Source organism: Streptomyces sp. C10-9-1, from assembly GCF_024497955.1.
GTDB lineage: Bacteria > Actinomycetota > Actinomycetes > Streptomycetales > Streptomycetaceae > Streptomyces > Streptomyces sanyensis.
This window is the reverse complement of sequence record NZ_JANHKP010000016.1, coordinates 84225-105341: the sequence shown is the minus strand read 5'-3', so window position 1 is coordinate 105341 and position 21117 is coordinate 84225. Positions and strand designations below refer to the sequence as shown.

Genomic DNA, 21117 nt, shown 5'->3' with positions numbered 1-21117 from the left:
CGGACCCGGCAGTCGTGCACGGCGCCTGCGCGTCGGCCACGGGGAGTCTCCGAGGGGGTCGCGGCGGGTGCGGCGGGCTCATGCCTCCTCCGGCCCTGGCACCGGCGGACGCGGCCGCGGCGCGGGCGGGCCGCGGCCGGGCCGGTTGTCAGAGGCGGCTGACAGCATCCGGTGGGTGAGTACCGACGAAGACCTCCTCGCCCGTGTCGCGGACCGGGCGCGGGCCGGAGAGACCCCGCTGCCGCCCGCGGTCTCTGCCGCGGACGTGGCCGCCTCGGAGGCCGCTCTCGGCTTCGCGCTCCCGCCCCTGCTGGCCGCCCTGTACCGGGAGGTGGCCAACGGCGGCTTCGGCCCCGAGTACACCCTGCTCCCCCTGGTGGGTCCGACGCGCACGGTGGTGAGCGCCTACCACGCCGAGCGGTCCGCCTCCGCCGAGGAGGAGGCGCCCTTCTGGCCGGAGGGCGTGGTTCCCGTCCTCGAATGGGGCTGCGGGATGTACGCCGCGGTGGACTGCCGGAGCGAGACGGCCGCGGTGCTCCTCTTCGAGCCGAACGCCGTCGGTGACGACTGGGCCGCCGCCTGGTTCGTCGACGACGTGAGCCTGGCCCGGTGGCTTGAGACCTGGGTGGCCGGGACGGGCTGGTACCAGGAGGACGCGGACCAGGAGGACGCGGACCAGGAGGACGCGGACCAGGACGAGGGGGCAGGGGAACTGCGTCCCTGGGAGCTCGCCGCCTCGCGGATCGCGGGGTGACCGGCCGCGGGCGGGCGCGTCCCTCCCGAGGTGAGGAACCGCCCGCGCTCCCGGCCTCCTCCGGTCCCGTCCGCCCGCAGAACGCCGGCGTGGGCACCCGCACCGGCACCGGAGGCTCGCAGGCGCGCCCGGGGACTCCGGGCCGTGGCGTACCGCAGGGCGGGAGGCGTACCGAAGGGCGGAGCGCGCGCCCGGGAACCGGAAGGGGGTTTACCCGGCGCCCCTCACGCTTGAGAGCGAATGGCCCGGTGCCGACGCATTCACCGGGGACGGCTGGGCAGTTCTGTCCCTGCGACGTCGTGGACACGCTCCGGAGCGAAGGCCGATCGCCCGGAGGCAAGGGGCACAGCGCCCGTGGGCCTGCACGAAGGAGAGGACATGAGAGGCGTGGACAGGGACGGCTCCGGCTCGTTCCGGGGTCGTCCGCGCGCACCGGACTGAGCCGGGGGAACCGGCCCGAGGGGGACGCGGGAAGCCGGACGCGGGAAGCCGAGGGGCCCGGGGAAAGGGGGTGCAGCAGCCGACGGGGCCCGCTCGGCGACCGGGCGGAGCCGCGCCGCCCCGGAGGGGGTGCCGAAGGGGCGGGGCGGCGGTCCGCGGTGCGGTGCCCCACAGGGGAGGGCGCCGCACGCGGCGACGGCGGCGACCCGGCTGCTGCGGGTCGCGGCCGGGAGGTGGAGGCCTCGGGGGCGCCCTCCACCTTCAGGAGGTGCGGGGCGGTCCGGACCTACAACCTGAGGGGGACGGGCCTTCGGTCCCTGGGGCCGATCCGTGGGGCCGGGGGCGCTCCTAGCGTGGACTCATGACCACGCCAGTCTGTACGAGCGCCTCCCAGGCCGCCACGCCGGTGCCGTCGTACACGCGCTACCCCTGCTTCTCGTCCTACATGCGGGCGCGGGGGCCCGTGCTGCTGCGCACCGCCCGGTCGCTCACCGCGAACCCGAGCGATGCCGAGGACCTGCTCCAGACCGCGCTCACCAAGACGTACATGGCGTGGGAGCGGATAGAGGACCACCGGGCGCTGGACGGCTACGTCCGCCGCGCCCTGGTGAACACGCGGACCTCCCAGTGGCGCAAGCGCAAGGTGGACGAGTTCGCCTGCGACGAGCCGCCCGAGCCCGAGACGGCCCCCGCGGCGGACCCGGCCGAGCAGCAGGCGCTGCGGGACGCGATGTGGCGTGCCGTGACGCGGCTGCCCGACCGGCAGCGGGCGATGGTCGTCCTGCGCTACTACGAGGACCTGAGCGAGGTGCAGACCGCCGAGGTGCTCGGCGTGTCCGTGGGCACGGTCAAGAGCGCGGTGTCCCGGGCGCTCGGCAAGCTCCGGGAGGACCCTGAGATCAGGCCGGTGCCCTGAGGGCGCCCGGCGCGCCGCCCGGTCCGCCGGGCGCGGCGGAGGTGCCGGGTCGCCCCGTGCGGTGCCGCGTTCCCCGGCGGTGTGCCGCACCCCGGGCTTCGAGTGATTGATTACTCCCGGGTAGTGACATACCGCTCAGTATGTGCGCAGAATCTTCCCACTTGCCGCAACGTAGCGCCAGCGCCCACCGGGAGGACGCCGTGCTGAGCACCATGCAGGACGTACCGCTGACCGTGACCCGCATCCTTCAGCATGGGATGTCGATCCACGGGACGTCTCAGATCACCACCTGGACCGGTGAGGCGGAACCGCAGCGACGCACCTTCGCCGAGGTCGGCCGCCGCGCCACCCAGCTGGCCAACGCCCTACGCGACGAGCTCGGCATCGACGGCGACCAGCGCGTCGCCACGCTGATGTGGAACAACGCCGAGCACGTCGAGGCGTACTTCGCCATCCCGTCCATGGGCGCCGTCCTGCACACGCTGAACCTGCGGCTGCCCGCCGAGCAGCTCGTCTGGATCGTCAACCACGCCGCCGACCGCGCGGTCATCGTCAACGGCTCCCTGCTGCCCCTGCTCGCCCCTCTGCTGCCGCACCTGCCCACCGTCGAGCACGTCGTGGTCGCCGGGCCGGGCGACCGCTCGCTGCTGACCGGCACCGACGCCCGGGTCCACGAGTACGAGGACCTGATCGCGGGACGCCCGACCACCTACGACTGGCCCGAGCTGGACGAGCGTTCCGCGGCCGCCATGTGCTACACCTCCGGCACCACCGGCGACCCCAAGGGCGTCGTCTACTCGCACCGCTCGATCTACCTGCACTCGATGCAGGTCAACATGGCCGAGTCCATGGGCCTGACCGACCGGGACACCTCGCTCGTCGTGGTGCCGCAGTTCCACGTGAACGCCTGGGGTCTGCCCCACGCCACCTTCATGACCGGCATCAACATGCTGATGCCGGACCGCTTCCTCCAGCCCGCGCCCCTCGCCGAGATGATCGAACGCGAACGGCCCTCCCACGCCGCCGCCGTCCCGACCATCTGGCAGGGCCTCCTCGCCGAGGTCACCGCCAACCCGCGCGACCTGTCCTCCATGAAGCAGGTCACCATCGGCGGTGCCGCCTGCCCGCCCTCGCTCATGGAGGCGTACGACAAGCTCGGAGTGCGGCTCTGCCACGCCTGGGGCATGACCGAGACCTCGCCGCTCGGCACCATGGCCCACCCCCCGGCCGGGCTCTCGGCCGAGGAGGAGTGGCCGTACCGCGTCACCCAGGGCCGTTTCCCCGCAGGGGTGGAGGCGCGCCTCGTCGGCCCCGGTGGCGAGCGGCTCCCCTGGGACGGGGAGTCCGCCGGGGAGCTGGAGGTGCGCGGCGCGTGGATCGCCGGTGCGTACTACGGCGGAGCGGGCGGCGAGGAACTCCGGCCCGCGGACAAGTTCAGCGAGGACGGCTGGCTGAAGACCGGTGACGTCGGTGTGATCAGCCCGGACGGCTACCTGACCCTGACCGACCGGGCCAAGGACGTCATCAAGTCCGGTGGCGAGTGGATCTCCAGCGTGGAGCTGGAGAACGCCCTGATGGCGCACCCCGAGGTCGCCGAGGCCGCGGTCGTCGCCGTCCCGGACGACAAGTGGGGCGAGCGCCCCCTCGCGACGGTCGTGCTCCGGGAGGGCGCCGCGGCGGACTACGCCGTGCTCCGCGCGTTCCTCGCCGAGCGGATAGCCAAGTGGCAGCTGCCCGAGCGCTGGGCGCTGGTCCCGGCCGTGCCGAAGACGAGCGTCGGCAAGTTCGACAAGAAGGTCATCCGGCGGCAGTACGCGGACGGCGAACTGGACGTGACGGAGCTGTAGCCCCGCCCCGCGCGGCGGACGGTGCCCCGAGGGGCCGGCGGACGGACCGCCGGCCCCTCCGGCGTGCCGTGACCCGTCCCGGCCGTGCCGGGCTCAGTTGGTGCCGATCTTCGCCAGCAGGTCCACGAGGCGGGCCTGCACCTCCGCGCTGGTGGACCGCTCCGCGAGGAAGAGGACGGTCTCCCCCGAGGCGAGCCTCGGCAGCTCGGCGGGGTCCAGCCCGGCCGAGGTGTAGACGACCAGCGGCGTGCGGTTCAACTGCCCGTTCGCCCGGAGCCAGTCGACGATCCCGGCACGCCTGCGCCGCACCTGCATCAGGTCCATGACCACGAGGTTCGGTCGCATCTGCCCGGCCAGCGTCACCGCGTCGGCGTCGGCGTCCGCACGGGCCACCTGCATCCCGCGCCGCTCCAGGGTCTCGGTCAGCGCGAGCGCGATCTCCTCGTGCTCCTCGATCAGCAGCACCCGCGGCGGGTGCTGCTCGCTGTCCCGCGGTGCCAGGGCCTTGAGCAGCACCGCCGGGTCCGCCCCGTACGCGGCCTCCCGGGTCGCCTGCCCGAGCCCTGCGGTCACCAGCACCGGCACCTCGGCCGCCACGGCTGCCGTCCGCAGGGACTGGAGCGCGGTGCGCGTGATCGGCCCGGTCAGCGGATCGACGAACAGCGCCGCCGGGAAGGCAGCGATCTGGGCGTCGACCTCCTCCCGGGAGTGCACCACGACAGGCCGGTAGCCCCGGTCGCTGAGGGCCTGCTGGGTGGTGGCGTCCGGAGCGGGCCAGACCAGCAGGCGGCGCGGGTTGTCGAGGGGCTCGGGAGGCAGCTCGTCGTCGACCGGCTGCGGCTGAGGCCGGTTGGCGACCTCCACGGCACCGCCCGGGCCGTCCAGGGGCTCGGGCCCCTCGGCACCCTCGTCCGGGGCGCCTATGGCGTAGGCGCGTCCCTCCGACCGGTCGGCCGGGAGCCTGGGCTGCCCGGTCGCGGGGCCCTGACCGGCGGGCCCGGCGGGAGCCTCTCCCGGCGCGGGCACCCCCGCGCCCGGCGGTGCAGGCGCGGGGGCGGCCTGCGGCTGGGGCTGCATCTGCGGGGGCGCCGCGCCCCCCGGACCGGGGAGGGCGGCGTCCTGGCGGTTGCCGAGCTTGCGTCGGCGTCCCGAGCCCGTGGGCGGAGGCGTCGGGCTCTGCTGCTGGGTCAGCTGCTGCGCGAGGGGGACGCCCTGGCCGAGGGTGCGCACGCTGAACGCGCGCCCCTGCGTGGAGTCCGCGGGCGCCGGCGCCTCGGCGGGCAGCGGCTGGGCGGCCCGCGGCGACGGCATCTCCCGCGGCAGCGGCAGCGAGACCGAGCCGCTGTCCTGCCGCCCCGCCCCGGACGCGGCCGCACCCGGCCCCGGACCCAGGGCGCGATGCCCGCCGTCGGCACCACCCTCCATACCGGTCGCGTCCGCGGCCCCCGGGCCGGCGGGATCCGCCGCGTACGGCGCCGGGACGTCCGCGGTGCCCGCGGCGGTGTCCGGCACGTCACCCGGCTGCCGGGGCGCCACCGCACGACGGCGCCCCGTGGCGACGGACTGCGCGGGAGCGGTGGACGGCCCGGGCGGGGTCGGCTGCGGCGCGGAGTCGGACCGCGGCGGAGGGGCGGACTCCGGCCCGCCCGCGGCCGCCTGCTCCGCAGCGTCCGGCCCCGGGGCCACCGGGCGGTCGGCGTCGGCGGGCGGCAGCGCGAAGGGGGCGCGGACGGCAGGCTCCGCCTCCACCGGGGCCGCGGCCAGCGCGCGCCGCGCCCTGCGGCCCGTGGACTGCGCGGGCTGAAGCTCGGGCTGTGCAGCCGCCCCGGGCTGCGGGTGCCCGGGCCGCCCCTGCTCCGCGGGAACCAGCCGGTCGGCGGCACCCGGCGCCTGGGTCCGCCCGGGAGGGGTTCCCGGCTCGGCGGGGGCCGCCGACAGCTCCGGCAGCGCGGTGCGCGCGGGCTCGACGGCCCTGCGCGCCCGGCGTCCCGTCGGCGGCCCCGCCAGGCCGTTCGCGTCCACCGGGACACCCTGCGGCGGCACGGTCTCACCGAACGCGGCCCGTCCGCCGGCGCTCTCGGCCGCCGTCACGACCGAGCCCTCGGCGGCCGGCGCGGCGCCCGGTACGGGAACCGCGGCCTCGGCCGGACTGGGGCGTCCGCGCCGCCTACCGGTTCCGCCGTCCGACGCGCCGCGGGCGACGCCCTCCGCCGCCTCCTGCGCCGCGTCCTGGGAGGGGATCAGCTCCTGGCCCGGGGCCCGGCGCCGCCCGGTCGGGCGCGCGGCCACCGGGTCCTCGGCCGCCACCGGGCTGTCGAGGAAGGCGTCGGTGGAAGCCCGTCGTGCCCGTCGCCGCCCGCCGCCCGAACTGCGCGGCGAGGCGGGCGCGACCGGCTCGGCGGACTGCTGGGCCGGCAGGGCCGCCGGCAGCTCCAGCGCCGGCGGCGGGGCCACCGTGCCCGCGCCCTCCCCGAGCGGCAGCTCCAGCACGAAGGCGCTGCCGCCCGCGCCCGGCACCTCGTGCGTCTGCAGCACGCCCCCGTGCGCGCCGACGATCCCGCGCACGATCGGCCCGTGCACCGGGTCACCACCGGAGAAGGGCCCCCGGACCTCGATGCGCACCACGTCGCCCCGCTGCGCCGCGGCGACCACGATCGTCGAGTCCACGTACCCGCCGCCCGGCGCGGGCCGGGTGCGACCGGTCGAGTCGACACCGGCCACATCGGCCACCAGATGCGCCAGGGCCGTGGCCAGCCGGGGCCCGTCCACCTCCGCCTCGATCGGCGGAGCGTGCACCGCGAACTGCGCCCGCCCGGGGCCGATCAGCTCCACCGCGCCCTCGACGCCCGCGGCGACCACGCCGTCCAGCATGGCCTTCGCCTTCACCAGGCGCTCCGCGCCGGTGTCCAGTCGCTGGTAGCCGAGCACGTTGTCGACCAGCGTCGTCATCCGGGAGTAGCCGGCGGCGAGGTGGTGCAGGATCTGGTTGGCCTCGGGCCACAGCTGCCCGGCGGGGTCGGCGGCCAGGGTGGCGAGCTCGGCGCGCAGCTCCTCCAAGGGGCCGCGCAGGGACTCCCCGAGGACCGCGGTGAGCTGTGCGTGGCGGCCGGCGAGTTCCTCGTACCGCTCGGCGCCCGCCTCCAGCTCGGCGCTGTAGCGCTCGGCCTTGTCGGCCAGCTCGGCCTCGTGCTTCTCGGTGGCCGCGTCGAGTTCCGCCGTCAGCCGCCCGGTGGCCTCCTCGAGCTCGGCCGTAAGGCGCTCGGTGGTCTCCTTGAGCTCGGCGCCCAGGCGCTCGGTGGTCTCGGCGAGTTCCGCCGCGTGCCGTTCGGCGAGCTGCTCGTACGGCCTGCGGTCGGTGAAGGTCATCACCGCGCCGACCAGCTGGTCGCCGTCCCGCACCGGGGCCGTGGTGAGGTCCACGGAGACCGGGTCCCCGTTCTTCGCCCACAGGACCTGCCCCCGCACCCGGTGCTTGCGCCCCGACTTGAGGGTGTCGGCGAGCGGCGACTCGTTGTACGGGAACGGCTCGCCGTCCGCGCGGGAGTGGAGGATGAGCGGGTGGAGCTGGTGCCCGCCCAGGTCACTGGCGCGGAAGCCCAGGATCTGCGCGGCGGCCGGGTTCACCAGGACCACCCGGCCGTCGGTGTCGGTCCCGACGACGCCCTCCGCGGCGGCCCGGAGGATCATCTCGGTCTGCCGCTGCGAGCGTGCCAGCTCCGCCTCGGTGTCGAGGGTTCCGGTCAGGTCCCGGACGACGAGCATCAGCAGCTCGTCCCCCGTGTAGCCGCCGGCCGAGTCGTAGGCCTCGCGGCCGTCCAGTCCGGCGCTCGTCACCTCGACGGGGAACTCGCTGCCGTCGGTCCGCCGGGCGATCATCCGGGTGGGCTTGGTGCGCCCGCGGGAGTCCGCGACGTCCGGACGGCGCATCGAGCCGGGGATCAGCTGGGAGTCGAAGCCGGGCACGAGGTCGAGCAGCCCGCGGCCGACCAGGGCCGTGCCGGGCGCCTCGAAGAGGTCGAGCGCGATGGCATTGGCGTTGACGACGGTGCCGTTGGCGTTGACCAGGACGAGCCCGTCGGGGAGGGCGTCGAGTATGGCTGCGAGGCGAGCAGCGCCTCGGGATGGCCTGCTGCTCACGACGACGGTTCCTCCCTGACCTACTGCCTAGTGCGGACGGCCGGTCCCATCTTGCCCCTCGGGCCCCGGCCTGTCACTGAGGGAGTCTAAGCGCTGCCGCCGGGGCCTGGCCGGTGGATGAGGGGGAGCCCTCCGTCGGCTTGTGTACGGGCGGTGTACATCGGCGTGCTGCGGCCCGGTGTCCGGAAGGACGGGCTACGGCCCGGTGTTCGGAAGGACGGGCTCCAGTGACCGCCAGCGGGAGATCTCGCAGCCGTTCGATCGGTCGAAGGAGGCGTCGACGGGCCGGCCCTGCCAGGTGCCGGTGATCCGCGCGGTCGCCGAGCCGCCGTACTGCTGCGTGCACATCCGCCCGCGCGGGACCGGGGCGAAGGGGTCCCGTCCGCTCCGGGCGATCTCGTCCAGGCGCGCGCAGGCCGAGCGGGCCGCCGGATGGGTGCCTCCCACCGGGTCGCACTCCAGGCGGTACCGGCCGTCCGTCCGGGCGTAGCCCGTCCTGGAGACCACCACGGTCAGCTCGTCGGGCGCCGTCCGTGCCGAGCCGGGCGCGTCGCCGGTGAGGCCGAGGACCGGCAGGGGCAGGGGCAGGGGGTCGGCCACCGCCGCGGGGGCGGGTGCGGCCGCACCGAGCGCGGCGGCCGAGACGGCGGCGGTGAGGGCGAGACGGCGCAGCATGGGAGCTCCTGGGAGATCACGGTTCCGGCGGGGAGCGGAGGCCCCGGCATCTCTAACGCTGCTCAGGGCGCGGCGTTGCGCAACCGCAGGCAAAGGCTTTGCTCTGCGGGCCGCGCTCCTAGTACCGTGGACGGCGATTGGTGACAGGCCGTGCGGCTGTGTCATCATCTGCACGCACCACCTGCTCACGCGGGTGGGCTGGAGGCGTCGCCTAGTCCGGTCTATGGCGCCGCACTGCTAATGCGGTTTGGGGCTTACCCCCCATCGAGGGTTCAAATCCCTCCGCCTCCGCACCACACCGAAGCCCCGGCCCCCGGCCGGGGCTTCGGCCGTTCCGGTGCCACCGGCGGCCTTCCCCCCGCGAGCCGCCGGCGCGGCGGCCCTGCGGTCACCACGCGCCGGAGAGGGACGGCCACCGCACCGGGTCCGGCGCTCACCCCTCCCTGTCCGTCGAGTACTCCGGACGGGTCACGAAGAAGCCCACCGGGCCGGGGTGCCACACGGAAGACGTCAGCTGATCGTATGGACGTTTGCCCAGGTCAGAACGGGTTCACCTAATGGATTTCGCGTGACGGCGCAGGTCATGTAATGTTGTTCCCGCAACGCCGACCGGGCGGAAAAGCCCGGGAAGCACAAGCACTCGTAGCTTAACGGATAGAGCATCTGACTACGGATCAGAAGGTTGCAGGTTCGAATCCTGCCGAGTGCACACAGCTCAGAGGCCCCCTGGACATCGTCCAGGGGGCCTCTGACATCAACGGGTGACATCAACGCTGCCGGACGGAGCCGATCAGGCAGTGTCCTCGTCGGTCTCCGGGCCCGACGCGTCGTCCATCCGATCGGCGGCGGCCCGGAGCGTTGTGCCCATCACGTGCGCGTAGGTGTCGAGCGTCATGGTGATCGTGCTGTGCCCCAGCGTCTCCATGATCGTGCGCGCGTCCACTCCCTGGGCGAGCAGCAGGGAAGCGCACGTGTGGCGCAGGTCGTGCACACGTACGCGCCGAACCTTCGCGTCACGGCACAGGATGGTCAGCATCCTGTTCAGGCCGCGCGGATCGATCACCCTGCCCGCGGACGTGGTGAAGACGAGTTCCGCAGGCTACCCCGGCGCCGCCCGCCACTTCTGCCCGGCGATCTTGCGCTCCCGTTCCTGAGCCGCGCGGTGGTCAGTGAGGATCACCCGGCGTGACGGGCACGCCTCGCAGCACTCCCCGACCGCGCGGCACTTTCGACGGTCAGCGTCCCATTTCGCGTCCTTGCCCTGTGCGCAGAGGGGACGCACCTGGTGACGGGCTGCCGTAGCCGGGCGCTCGCGAGGCGCTCACGCCGAAGGCGTCCTGACCAGGGCGCAGCCTCCCGAGGTAGGACGAGGCCGGTCCGGAGCGGCCAGAGCCGAAGGACGTGCGGGGCACGGGACTCGGGAACCGCGCGGCCTGCCATCCGGGCGACCGCAAGCCGCCACCGGGGCGGTGGGACGGTCAACCCGAACGCCTCCATGGCCGAGCAGCGGGTCAAGGTGGACGGCTGACCGGCGTCTACAGGAGCACGACCTCGGGGCATCGTGGCTCTCGTGTTTCGGTGAAAGCCCTCGGGGAGCCGGCCGAATGTGGTTGGGGACGGGAAACTCCCGTCCCGTCTGCCGTCGCCCCAGGACAAGCCGAGCAGACGGGATGGGAGGTGGGGCGAGTGGCTGGCGGGGCGGGGTTGGCTCAGCTGGGCACTGGGAGATCGGGAGGAGCCTTCTGTGAACTCGCTGATTGTGGCGCTTATGTGACGGATGGTTAGATGAGTGGACGCGCTGGTCCCCACATCCCGGCTTAGCCGAATATCCCCTGATCACAGCGCAGGAAGGCACAACCATGCCCAAAGCTCGGTACACCTTCGAGCTTCCAGCCCACAAGGTGGAGTACGGACAAGAGGTTTCCGTTTCCGACCTCAACATCGATCCGCAGGCGCAGCGCACGCTCAACGAGCGGCGAGCACAGAACATAGCGAACAACCTGGTTCGAGAGGCGATCGGCTCGATCATCGTCTCCAGGAGAGACGACGGGGACCTGTACATCGTTGATGGCCAACACCGTTGGCGCGCCTCCGTCCTGGCCGGCATCACCACCATCCGCGCCGACGTCCACGAAGGGCTCACTCAGCCCCAAGAGGCGATCCTGTTTCTGATCAAGAACCGAGAGTCGCACAAGCCGCGCCCCATTGACGAGTATCACGTGGGGCTCACCGGCGGCGTGCCCCTGTTCGTGGACACGGATCGCATCCTCAAGAAGCACGGGCTGTCCCTCGGATCGTCTTCCACCAACAGTGTGGGGGCCGTGTCCGGCGTGCTCCAGATCACTGACCGCTACGGCGCGTCCGTCTTCGACCGCACTTTGACGATCGCGGAGGAGGCTTGGGGTCGTGCCGCGGAGAGCTGGGACGGCATGCTTCTCGGTGGCATCGGTCAGTTCATCGGCCGTTGGGGTGACCTGGTGAACGACGCCGAACTGGCCAAGAAAATCCAGAAGATGGGCACTGCCGCCAAGTGGCGATCCGAGATCCTGAGCCGATCGTCGCGCGGAGGATTCAACAACAGTGGCACCGGCTCCCGTACCAGTACTGCCTACAAGTTGGTGGTCGACGCTTGGAACCATGGCCGCACTGCCAGCAAGCGCATTGAGGCATAGCCCACTCCACAGCCCCCGTCCGGCGACTGCGCGGCCGCGGCCGCCCGCGCCGGGCGCCGTCATCCGACTCAGGGCTGTCGGACGTGGCAGCCGAGGAGCGGCCCGCGATCCCGTGGGTCGACGTGCGGCCCCGGAATCCCGTGCGCCCCCCGGCGGAGGGTCGCCTTCGTGCCGGGTGCGTGCGGGCCATGCGGCAACGCGGCGGGGTGCCGTGGCCGTCGTCGCGCCCACCCGGTAGCGCGGGACAGGCCTTAGCCTCCACTGAGGGCCCTCGCACGGTGCGGGGCCCCCGTCGGAGGCGGTGGGTGCGGGTGGCGTGGCGGTGTGCCGGGCTCGGGTGGCCGGAGGAAGGCCCCGGGGCGGTGCTGCGCTGGGAGGGCGGCCGGGTCAGCGTGCTGGATCCCGGTCGGCCGATCGGCTTCCGCGTCGTGGGCGGGCGCTCCTGCGTCGGCGCACGGGCCGCGCCCTGCCCGGTGGGCGCCCCGGTGCCCGCGCGCGCCGCGGGGGCACGCTGCCCGGAGTGCTCCCGCCTCGACCGGGCGTTCTCGGTGGCGGCGGACGGGGTCCCCGACGATCCCCGCACCTTCCGGGTCTACCTGGCCTGGTTCGGCCCCGGGGTGGTGAAGGTCGGCATCACCGCGGAGGAGCGCGGGGCCGCGCGGCTCCGCGAGCAGGGCGCGGTGGCGTACACCTGGCTGGGCCGAGGGCCGTTGATGGCCGCCCGGCGGACGGAGGAGCTGCTGCGGGCCGCGCTCGGGGTGCCGGACCGGGTCCCGTACGCGCGCAAGCGGGTCCTGCGGTCCGCTCTGCCTCCGGTGGGCGAGCGGCGCGCGGAGGTGGCGCGTCTGCACGCGCGCGCCGCCGGGTTCGACGGCTGGGCGGAGACGCTGGAGCGGCTGGAGTGCCGGGTGGTCGACCACAGCCGGCTGTTCGGGCTCGACGGGCTGCCGGTGGCGGCGGCGTCGGTGCGGGAGCTGGTGGACGGCGGAGTCGTCGCCGGGCGCCTGGCCGCGGCGGCCGGTCCGGACCTGTACCTGCGTGCGGACGACCCGCGCACGGGCGGCGACCGGATCGTGGTGCTGGACACGCGCCTGGTGACGGGCTGGGCGCTCACGGGAGCGGATGCAGGCGAGGGGATCCGGGTGCCCCTCGCCCCGCTGCCCGCCTCCGCCGCGGCGGAGGGAGCGGGCCAGGAGGGCCTGTTCTGACGGTTCCCCAGCTTCCGGGGTGTCACCGGGGCGCGGCGCGGGCCGCCGGGCGGGAGTGGAGGGGCTGCCCGCCACGGCCGCCGGACCGGGTGGTAGGACGGCCGGGTGCGTCCGCCGCGGGGAGGCCGGCTCCGGCTCCCCCTCACGGCGGGCCGATCACGGGCGCCGCAGGGGCGCAGGGTCCGGGAGGGGTACGGATGGCGAACGGGACGGGGGCCGGGGAACCGCGGCCCGCGGGGGACGGTGTGCGGGACCGGGAGGGCGTGCGGGTCTCCGGGGAGGGGGCCGCCCCACCGGCGTCCGGCGGGGAGACGGCCGGTGTGCGGCGCTTCTGGACGCGTCTGGGGCTGCCCGGGCTGGTGGACGTCCACACGCACTTCATGCCGGAGCGGGTGATGCGCAAGGTGTGGGCCTACTTCGACGCCGCCGGCCCGCTGACCGGCCTGGAGTGGCCCATCACCTACCGGCACGAGGAGGACGAACGCGTCGCGCTGCTCCGGGCGTTCGGCGTACGCACCTTCACCTCGATGGTCTACCCGCACAAGCCGGGCATGGCCGAGTGGCTGAACGCCTGGGCCGCGGACTTCGCCGAGCGGGTCCCCGACTGCGCACGCACCGCGACGCTCTTCCCCGAGGACGGGGCGGAGCGCTACGTGCGGGAGGCCCTGGAGGGCGGGACGCGGGTCTTCAAGGCGCACGTGCAGGTGGGGGACTACGCCCCGGACGACCCCCTGCTGGACGCGGCCTGGGGCGACATCGCGGACGCGGGCGTCCCCGTGGTCGTCCACTGCGGGTCCGGCCCGGCGCCCGGGAGGTACACCGGGCCCGGCCCGGTGGGCCGGCTGCTGGCCCGGCATCCGGGGCTCCGGCTGGTGGTCGCGCACATGGGCATGCCGGAGTACGGGGAGTTCCTGGACCTGGCCGAGCGCTACGCGGAGGTCCACCTGGACACCACGGTCGCCTTCACCGACTTCAGCGAGGCGCTGGCGCCCTTCCCCGTGAAGGAGCGGGGGCGCCTCGCCGACCTGGGGGACCGGATCGTGCTGGGGACGGACTTCCCCAACATCCCCTACCCCTACCTCCACCAGCTGGACGCCCTGGAGCGGCTGGAGCTGGGCGAGGACTGGCTGCGGGCGGTCTGCCACGACAACGGGGCCCGCTTGCTCGGCCCGTCCCGCTGAGGAGGGCGGCGCGCCGCGGGGCGCCGGGCCGGGCGGTCGGGAGGCGGCGGCCGGAGGGCGGTCAGCCGCCGGCGCCGTCCCGCCGTCCTGGTCCGCCCCGACGTGTACGGGCCCCGGGCCGGGGCGGCCGGCCGTCCCCTGCCCGCCGCGCCCGTCCCGGGGCCCGTCTCCACCCGAGGGGCGCGCGCATCCGCTACGGTCGCGCGTCCGCTCCGGTGGTCTTCTCCCCCCGCCCCGGGCGGGGAGGTGCCGCGGGGGCAACGCCCCCGCGGCCGGTCTCAGCCCTCCTCGCCGTGGTGCGTCTTCAGCGCGACCTCCTTGATGAACAGCGTCACCAGCAGGGCGAGCAGGGCGAAGGGGGCGGAGTAGAGGAAGACGTCGCCGACGCCGTGGCCGTAGGCGTCCTCCACCACCAGGCGCACCGGCTCCGGCAGCGCGTCCAGGTCGGGAATGCCCCCGCCTCCGGTGCCGCCGTGGCCGAGCGCGGCGGCCTCCGGGCCCAGCTTCCGCAGGCCCTCCCCCACGTAGTCGGTGACCTTGGTGCCCAGCACCGCGCCGAGCGCCGAGACGCCGACCGCGCCGCCGAGCGAGCGGAAGAAGGTGACGACCGAGCTCGCCGCGCCGAGGTCCTGCGGGGGCACCTGGTTCTGCGTGCACAGCACGAGGTTCTGCATCATCATGCCGATGCCCAGGCCCATGACGGCCATGAACACGGCCACGTGCCAGTACGGGGTGTCGTAGCGGATGCCGCCGAGGAGGCCCAGTCCCGCCGTGACGAGGACGCCGCCGCCGACCAGCCAGGCCTTCCACCGGCCGGTGCGGGTGATGACCAGACCGGAGACGGTCGAGGAGACGAACAGGCCGCCGATCATCGGGATGGTCAGCACTCCGGACATCGTCGGCGACTCGCCCCGGGCCAGCTGGAAGTACTGGCTGAAGAAGACGGTGCCGGCGAACATCGCGACGCCGACGAAGAGCGAGGCCAGCGAGGCCAGCGTGATCGTCCGGTTGCGGAAGAGGCGCAGCGGGATGATCGGGTCGCTCGCCCTGGACTCCACGAGGACGAACAGGGCTCCGAGCGCCACGGATCCGCCGACCATGGCCGCCGTCTGCCAGGACGCCCAGGCGTACTTGTCGCCCGCGAAGGTGACCCACACGAGCAGCAGCGAGACGGAGGCGCTGATCAGCGAGGCGCCCCACCAGTCGACCGTGACCTCCCGCTTCACGACGGGCAGCTTGAGCGTCTTCTGGAGCACGACGAGCGCGATGACCGCGAACGGCACGCCGACGTAGAAGCACCAGCGCCAGCCGAGCCAGTCGGTGTCGGTGATGACGCCGCCCAGCAGCGGTCCGCCGACGGTGGCGACGGCGAAGGTCGCACCGAGGTAGCCGGAGTAGCGGCCGCGCTCCCGCGGGGAGATCATCGCGGCCATGACGATCTGGGCGAGGGCGGAGAGGCCGCCGACCCCGATGCCCTGGACCACGCGGCAGGCGATCAGCATGCCCGAACTCGTCGACAGCCCGGCGACCACCGAGCCCAGCACGTAGACGATCAGGGCCAGCTGGACCAGCAGCTTCTTGGAGAACAGGTCGGCGAGCTTGCCCCAGAGCGGGGTGGTCGCCGTCATCGCCAGCAGCGAGGCGGTGACGACCCAGGTGTAGGCGCTCTGGCCGCCGCCGAGGTCGCCGATGATCTCGGGCAGGGCGTTGGAGACGATCGTCGACGACAGGATCGCGACGAACATGCCGAGCAGGAGCCCGGACAGCGCCTCCATGATCTGCCGGTGGGTCATCGGGGCGCCGCCGCCGGGGGCGTCGGCGCCGCCGTGCTCGGCGTGGCCGCCCCGCACACCGGACGGTGTGGTCGTAGCCATGGGCTTCCTTTACGTGGTCGGTGTACGGGTGGCGTGGGCCCGGCAGTCGCCGAGGGATTCCCGGAGACGGGCCAGCAGGGCGTTGAGCTGTCCGACCTCGTCGTCGGTCCAGTCCCCGAGGTGGTGGGCGAAGAGGTCCGCCGTGCGGCGCCCGAGGCCGTCGAGGAGGTCCCGGCCCGCGGGGGTGAGCCGCAGGATGCGGGAGCGGCCGTCGCCCGGGTCGGGCAGCCGCTCCAGCCAGCCCCGGTCCACGGCATGGGCGACGTGCCGGCTGGTCACCGACATGTCGACGGCGAGCAGCTCGGCGAGCCGGCGCAGACGCATGTCGCCGTGGCGGTCGACCAGGGAGAGCACGGCCGCGGAGCCGGCGGGGCACTCGGCGGGCAGCAGGCGGGCGAGCGCCCGTTTCACGGCGCCCACGGCACTGATCTGCCGCGCCAGGTCCTCGTACTGGCTCCTCTCGGCCATCGCTCCACTCCCCATCTTGTTGCTTAGGGCAACGATAGAAGAGTTTGGTTGCTACAGGCAAACGAAAACGGCCCGGAACGGGTAAAGGAAGCCCTAAGCCTTGGCCTGGCACGGGTCATGGGAAGCCCATGGGCGGGCAGCGCCCCCACCACGAGGAGCGGCGGCCCGGATCCGGACCGCCCGGGGTTGGGCGCCGGAGCGCCGTTCGCTAGTGTCCTGGCCCATGGCACACAACCCCCATGCTCCGCAGAACCAGGGCCCCGAGGGCACCCACGACCCCGCGGGCAGCACGCAGATGTTCCGCGCGTTCGTCGACGAGGGCGCCCCGCAGGGACACGCCGCGACCCCTGCCGCCTCCCCCGCCACCCCGTCCTCGTCGCGGACGGGCCTCATCCTCGGCGTCGTCGCCGTGGTGCTGGTGCTGGGCGCGGTGGCCTGGCTGGCCCTGGCCTGAAACGCGGGCCGGCAGGGGGCGGCGCCCCGCCCCCCGAACAGGCGGGGCACCGCCCCCGTGCGCCCTGCGCGGCGACGGCCGGCCCCTGCGGGGGCCGCGCCGCGGCGGCTCAGTCGGCGATCAGGCCGTCCCGCAGCTGCGCCAGCGTGCGCGTCAGCAGGCGCGAGACGTGCATCTGGGAGATGCCGACCTCCTCGCCGATCTGGGACTGCGTCATGTTGGCGAAGAAGCGGAGCATGATGATCTGCCGTTCCCTGGGCGGCAGTTTGGCCAGCAGGGGCTTCAGCGACTCGCGGTACTCCACGCCCTCCAGCGCGCTGTCCTCGTAGCCGAGCCGGTCGGCCAGGGAGCCCTCGCCGCCGTCGTCCTCGGGCGAGGGCGAGTCCAGGGAGGAGGCGGTGTACGCGTTGCCGACCGCCAGCCCGTCGACGACGTCCTCCTCCGACACGCCGAGCACCGCGGCGAGTTCGGGGACGGTGGGCGACCGGTCCAGCTTCTGGGAGAGCTCGTCGCTCGCCTTGGTGAGGGCGAGGCGCAGCTCCTGGAGCCGGCGCGGGACACGCACCGACCACGAGGTGTCCCGGAAGAAGCGCTTGATCTCGCCGACGACGGTGGGCATGGCGAACGTCGGGAACTCCACGCCCCGTTCGCAGTCGAAGCGGTCGATCGCCTTGATCAGGCCGATCGTTCCGACCTGGACGATGTCCTCCATGGGTTCGTTGCGCGAGCGGAACCGGGCGGCCGCGTAGCGCACCAGCGGCAGGTTGAGCTCGATCAACGTGTCGCGCACATAGGTGCGTTCGGGGCTGTCCTCGGCCGCGCCCTCACCGTCGAGCGCACGCAGGCGCAGGAAGAGGGAGCGGGACAGGGTGCGGGTGTCGATGGCTTCCGAGGCGTCGGGCGCGGAAGGTACCGGAGCCGTCGCCTGCGCCGGTACGCCGTGCGCACGCGTGAGCACCTTCGAGCTGCCCTGTTCTGCGGACATGCCACCCCCTTGAGGTCGCGGACGGTCGCGGTGGCCGCGACCGGCTGAGGAACGCAGCCTCCACCTGAATACCGGCGGCGGGGCCACGGCAAACACGCTTCCCGCAGAATGTCACATGTCGGCAACGCGCTGTAGCGACATGTCGACAAGTATCGGGTGGAAAGCCCCAGGAAACAAGGGGTGTTCGGGGTTGGGGACCCCCTCCGTTTCCCGGAAGGGGTCTACCCGTTCTGCTTACGCTTCGATCCTGTTTGCGGATCGGAGTCGCGCGAAGCTTCGGGCCAGAAGCCTTGACACGTGCATCTGCGAGACACCGAGCTCCTGGCTGATCTGGGACTGCGTCAGGTTGCTGTAGTAACGCAGCATCAGGATCCGCTGCTCCCGCTCGGGGAGCTGGACCAGCAGATGGCGGACGAGGTCGCGGTGCTCCACGCCCGCCAGCGCGGGGTCCTCGTAGCCGAGCCGGTCGAGCAGCCCGGGCATCCCGTCGCCCTCCTGCGCGGCCTCCAGGGAGGTGGCGTGGTAGGAGCGCCCGGCCTCGATGCAGGCGAGGACCTCGTCCTCGCCGATCTTCAGCCGCTCGGCGATCTCGGCGGTCGTCGGGGAGCGGCCGTGGGCGGTGGTGAGGTCCTCGGTGGCCCCGTTGACCTGGACCCACAGCTCGTGCAGCCGCCGGGGCACGTGCACGGTGCGCACGTTGTCCCGGAAGTAGCGCTTGATCTCGCCCACGACCGTGGGCATCGCGAAGGTGGGGAACTGCACGCCGCGGTCGGGGTCGAAGCGGTCGATGGCGTTGATCAGACCGATGGTCCCGACCTGGACGACGTCCTCCATCGGCTCGTTGCGCGAGCGGAAGCGGGCGGCCGCGTAGCGCACCAGCGGCAGGTTGGCCTCGATGAGCGCCGCGCGCACCCGGGCGTGCTCGGGCGTGCCCGGCTCCAGCGCCTTGAGGCGGGCGAAGAGGACCTGGGTGAGGGCCCGGGTGTCCGCCCCGCGCCCCTGGGGCCGCGCGCCCGGACGCCGGGGCGGGGCCGGCGCGGCGGCAGGGGTGGACTGGTTGGGCCGCTCGTTCTGGGGCGGCACCTGAGGCGCAGTACTGGCCGGCACGGTCACGCCACCCCTTTGCGGTCGATTTCAGTCAACTCATCCGTCAAAAGCGGTCATAGCATCACAAGACATGTCCACTGTGTGCAAGCACCTCGTCACGCCGTGTTGACGGCCTTCGCAGGCGGGCGGAGGGGCCCGGGGCGCGGCTCCCGGTGCCGCCGCCGGGGCCGCCGGGCGGGGCTCCGGCCCGGCGAACGCGGGGACCCCCCGCCGCGACCGGCGGGGGGTCCCTGCGGGGCCGGGAGCCGCTCAGAACTCGTAGTCGGCGATCACCCACGTGGCGAACTCCCGCCACTGCGCGGCGGCGGCCTGGTGGGCGGGGTGCTCCAGGTAGCGCTTCAGCGCGTCGGCGTCCGCGACGGCGGAGTTGATGGCGAAGTCGTAGGCGATGGGCCGGTCGGTGATGTTCCAGGCGCACTCCCAGAACTCCAGCTCGGGGACGACCCCGTCGAGGTCCCGGAAGGCCTGCGCACCGGCCAGCACGCGCGGCTCGTCGCGGCGGACTCCCTCGTCGAGCTTGAACAGGACCAGATGGCGGATCATGCAAGGCTCCCGGGGCCGAGTGCGGGGGCCCGTCCCGGCGCCGGGCCGGGCGGGCTAGTTGACGAGCTGGGTCATGAACTCTCCGACGCCCTTGGCGGCGTCCGAAATGCCCTCGAACCCTATCTGCACGAGGTCGGCGGCCTTGGCGGGGGAGGTGATGATCGTGTACAGGACGAAGACGCCGACTATGTAGAGGGCGATCTTCTTGGCTTGAACCATCGTCCGCTCTCCCTGCTGCCCCTGCCCCGGTCCGTGCGCGGCGTGAGTCTAGCCGAGCGCTCCGGGGCCGCTCCGGCCGCGGACGGAGGCCGGGAACCCGGGACCGCCGCCGGGGCCGGCCGAGGCGGGAGACCGAGGCGGAAACCGGCTCGGCGAACCGGAAGGGGCGAACCGGTCTTCCGACCGGTTCGCCCCTTCCACAGCGGTAGCGGTGGGATTTGAACCCACGGTGACGGGTTACGCCACACTCGCTTTCGAGGCGAGCTCCTTCGGCCGCTCGGACACGCTACCGGGAGAGATCCTAGCCCACCGGAGGCCGTGCTCCGAAATCGGTTCCCCGACTCTGCGGCGGTGACGTCCGCCTCGTGGGCGCGGCCGCAGGTCAGAGCGGTGCGGGGCGATCACGGAAGAAGCGGGTCAGCACCTCGGAGCACTCCTGCTCCAGCACGCCCGCGATCACTTCCGGCCGGTGGTTGAGCCGGCGGTCGCGCACCAGGTCCCACAGCGAGCCCGCGGCACCCGCCTTCTCGTCGCGGGCGCCGTAGACCACGCGCTCCACACGGGACTGCACCAGGGCACCCGCGCACATGGTGCAGGGCTCCAGCGTGACCACCAGGGTGCAGCCGGTCAGGCGCCATGCGCCCACCCGTGCGGCGGCCCGCCGCAGGGCGAGCACCTCGGCATGGGCCGTCGGATCGCCGGCGGCCTCGCGCTCGTTGTGGCCGGTGGCCAGCAGGGTGCCGTCGGCGGCCAGCACGACGGCACCCACGGGCACATCCCCGGCGGCGGCCGCGCGCCCGGCCTCGGTCAGCGCGCGTCGCATCGGCGCCAGCCAGGGCCCGCGCACGCGGTCGGCGTCGGGGTCGTGGGTGTCAGGACTCCCGGGGTGACCGGGGGTACGAGAGGGTTTCGGGCGGTTCATCGGATGGTTCATCAGGGGGCGTCAGCGGACGGTCTCCAGGATCTCGCCGGCGCCGAGCGCCTCCGTGATCTCGGGCAGCGCCTCGGAGCCCAGAGCCAGCAGGTCCGACTCCGACAGGCCGAGGTCCGCGAGCACGGACCGGTCGCCGACCGGTCCCGCGGGGACGGACTCGTCCCCGAAGGACTCGCCCTCCCCGTCCTCGCGGTCCGGCTCGCCGTCCTCGGTGCCGTCCAGGTCGAGTGCGTCCAGGTCGTCGGCGGGGTCCTCGTCCCCGCCGAGCAGTTCGGTCGTGAGGATCTCCCCGTACGAGGAGCGTGCGGCCGCGGCCGCGTCCGAGACGAAGATCCGGGGGTCCTCTTCCCCCTCGATCCGCAGGACGCCGAACCAGGCGTCCTCCTGCTCGATGAAGAGGACCACCGTGTCCTCGTCCACCGAGGCGTCCCGGGCCAGGTCGGCCAGGTCCGACAGGGTCTCCACATCGTCGAGCTCTGTGTCGCTCGCTTGCCACCCGTCGTGAGTGCGCGCGAGCAGTGCGGCGAAGTACACCGTGACTCTCCCACTGATCAGAGGTGTGACGACCGGCGGTGCGCGGCGTGCGTGCCCCGCCCTCCCGGAATCGTGGCAGAAACATGCGCCGGGCGAGAGGTCTTCCCGCGTTGCGTCGGCCACCAGTTCTGCCGTGTCCCCCGCAGGGAGGGCTCCCGGGGGCCCGGA

Annotated in this window: 17 protein-coding genes, 3 tRNA genes and 2 pseudogenes; 9 read left to right on the top strand and 13 right to left on the bottom strand. The window is 73.8% G+C overall.

What is annotated here, in order from left to right:
• Positions 1-175: 175 nt before the first annotated feature.
• The 3 genes from NPS70_RS22730 (at position 176) to NPS70_RS22720 (ending at position 3958) form a co-directional block, all read left to right on the top strand.
• The gene (locus tag NPS70_RS22730; RefSeq protein WP_256526221.1) at positions 176-754 is read left to right on the top strand and encodes an SMI1/KNR4 family protein; all 579 of its coding nucleotides are present in this window, start codon (positions 176-178) and stop codon (positions 752-754) included.
• Between the two features lie 802 nt (positions 755-1556).
• A complete protein-coding gene (locus NPS70_RS22725; RefSeq protein WP_256526220.1) occupies positions 1557-2111 on the top strand; it encodes a SigE family RNA polymerase sigma factor in 555 nt (184 codons plus the stop codon).
• Positions 2112-2311: 200 nt separating this feature from the next.
• On the top strand, positions 2312-3958 hold the full coding sequence (locus NPS70_RS22720) for a long-chain fatty acid--CoA ligase (protein ID WP_256526287.1): 1647 nt from the start codon (positions 2312-2314) through the stop codon (positions 3956-3958).
• Between the two features lie 93 nt (positions 3959-4051).
• Here NPS70_RS22720 and NPS70_RS22715 read toward each other — a convergent pair whose 3' ends face one another.
• Positions 4052-8095 (bottom strand): PAS domain-containing protein, encoded by a 4044-nt coding sequence (locus NPS70_RS22715; protein WP_256526219.1) that lies wholly within the window; start codon positions 8093-8095, stop codon positions 4052-4054.
• Between the two features lie 195 nt (positions 8096-8290).
• Positions 8291-8770 (bottom strand): SSI family serine proteinase inhibitor, encoded by a 480-nt coding sequence (locus tag NPS70_RS22710; protein WP_256526218.1) that lies wholly within the window; start codon positions 8768-8770, stop codon positions 8291-8293.
• A 200-nt stretch (positions 8771-8970) separates the two neighbouring features.
• On the opposite strand from NPS70_RS22710, the gene NPS70_RS22705 reads away from it, so the two are divergent.
• A tRNA-Ser gene (locus NPS70_RS22705) sits at positions 8971-9061 on the top strand.
• A 345-nt stretch (positions 9062-9406) separates the two neighbouring features.
• A tRNA-Arg gene (locus NPS70_RS22700) sits at positions 9407-9479 on the top strand.
• Positions 9480-9560: 81 nt separating this feature from the next.
• Here the strand turns inward: NPS70_RS22700 and NPS70_RS22695 are convergent.
• Both NPS70_RS22695 and NPS70_RS22690 read right to left on the bottom strand, forming a co-directional pair.
• A pseudogene (locus NPS70_RS22695) lies at positions 9561-9851 on the bottom strand (tyrosine-type recombinase/integrase); the annotation flags it as partial.
• 232 nt (positions 9852-10083) lie between these two features.
• Positions 10084-10330 (bottom strand): annotated as a pseudogene (locus NPS70_RS22690) (hypothetical protein); the annotation flags it as partial.
• Positions 10331-10629: 299 nt separating this feature from the next.
• On the opposite strand from NPS70_RS22690, the gene NPS70_RS22685 reads away from it, so the two are divergent.
• The 3 genes from NPS70_RS22685 (at position 10630) to NPS70_RS22675 (ending at position 13831) form a co-directional block, all read left to right on the top strand.
• Entirely contained in the window at positions 10630-11442 is an 813-nt protein-coding gene (locus NPS70_RS22685) for a DUF6551 family protein (RefSeq protein ID WP_256526217.1), read from the top strand.
• Positions 11443-11753: 311 nt separating this feature from the next.
• Entirely contained in the window at positions 11754-12650 is an 897-nt protein-coding gene (locus tag NPS70_RS22680) for a DUF2797 domain-containing protein (protein ID WP_374212043.1), read from the top strand.
• 197 nt (positions 12651-12847) lie between these two features.
• Positions 12848-13831 (top strand): amidohydrolase family protein, encoded by a 984-nt coding sequence (locus NPS70_RS22675; protein WP_256526215.1) that lies wholly within the window; start codon positions 12848-12850, stop codon positions 13829-13831.
• Between the two features lie 278 nt (positions 13832-14109).
• Here the strand turns inward: NPS70_RS22675 and NPS70_RS22670 are convergent, their stop codons facing one another.
• Both NPS70_RS22670 and NPS70_RS22665 read right to left on the bottom strand, forming a co-directional pair.
• Positions 14110-15705 (bottom strand): MDR family MFS transporter, encoded by a 1596-nt coding sequence (locus NPS70_RS22670; protein ID WP_256526214.1) that lies wholly within the window; start codon positions 15703-15705, stop codon positions 14110-14112.
• 9 nt (positions 15706-15714) lie between these two features.
• A complete protein-coding gene (locus tag NPS70_RS22665) occupies positions 15715-16173 on the bottom strand; it encodes a MarR family winged helix-turn-helix transcriptional regulator (RefSeq protein ID WP_256526213.1) in 459 nt (152 codons plus the stop codon).
• 223 nt (positions 16174-16396) lie between these two features.
• On the opposite strand from NPS70_RS22665, the gene NPS70_RS22660 reads away from it, so the two are divergent.
• Positions 16397-16627, top strand: coding sequence for a hypothetical protein (locus NPS70_RS22660; RefSeq protein ID WP_256526212.1), 231 nt, complete (start codon positions 16397-16399; stop codon positions 16625-16627).
• A 109-nt stretch (positions 16628-16736) separates the two neighbouring features.
• On the opposite strand, the gene NPS70_RS22655 is transcribed toward NPS70_RS22660, so the two are convergent.
• The 7 genes from NPS70_RS22655 to NPS70_RS22625 all read right to left on the bottom strand — a co-directional run bounded on the left by NPS70_RS22655 (position 16737) and on the right by NPS70_RS22625 (position 20949).
• A complete protein-coding gene (locus NPS70_RS22655; protein WP_256526211.1) occupies positions 16737-17612 on the bottom strand; it encodes an RNA polymerase sigma factor SigF in 876 nt (291 codons plus the stop codon).
• 234 nt (positions 17613-17846) lie between these two features.
• Positions 17847-18719, bottom strand: coding sequence for an RNA polymerase sigma factor SigF (locus tag NPS70_RS22650; RefSeq protein ID WP_256526210.1), 873 nt, complete (start codon positions 18717-18719; stop codon positions 17847-17849).
• Positions 18720-18968: 249 nt separating this feature from the next.
• A complete protein-coding gene (locus NPS70_RS22645; protein WP_256526208.1) occupies positions 18969-19262 on the bottom strand; it encodes a Dabb family protein in 294 nt (97 codons plus the stop codon).
• Positions 19263-19316: 54 nt separating this feature from the next.
• Positions 19317-19481 (bottom strand): hypothetical protein, encoded by a 165-nt coding sequence (locus tag NPS70_RS22640; protein ID WP_256526207.1) that lies wholly within the window; start codon positions 19479-19481, stop codon positions 19317-19319.
• Between the two features lie 203 nt (positions 19482-19684).
• Positions 19685-19772, bottom strand: a tRNA-Ser gene (locus NPS70_RS22635).
• A 91-nt stretch (positions 19773-19863) separates the two neighbouring features.
• On the bottom strand, positions 19864-20403 hold the full coding sequence (tadA, locus tag NPS70_RS22630; protein ID WP_374212042.1) for a tRNA adenosine(34) deaminase TadA: 540 nt from the start codon (positions 20401-20403) through the stop codon (positions 19864-19866).
• A 21-nt stretch (positions 20404-20424) separates the two neighbouring features.
• Entirely contained in the window at positions 20425-20949 is a 525-nt protein-coding gene (locus tag NPS70_RS22625) for a hypothetical protein (protein WP_256526206.1), read from the bottom strand.
• Positions 20950-21117: the final 168 nt, after the last annotated feature.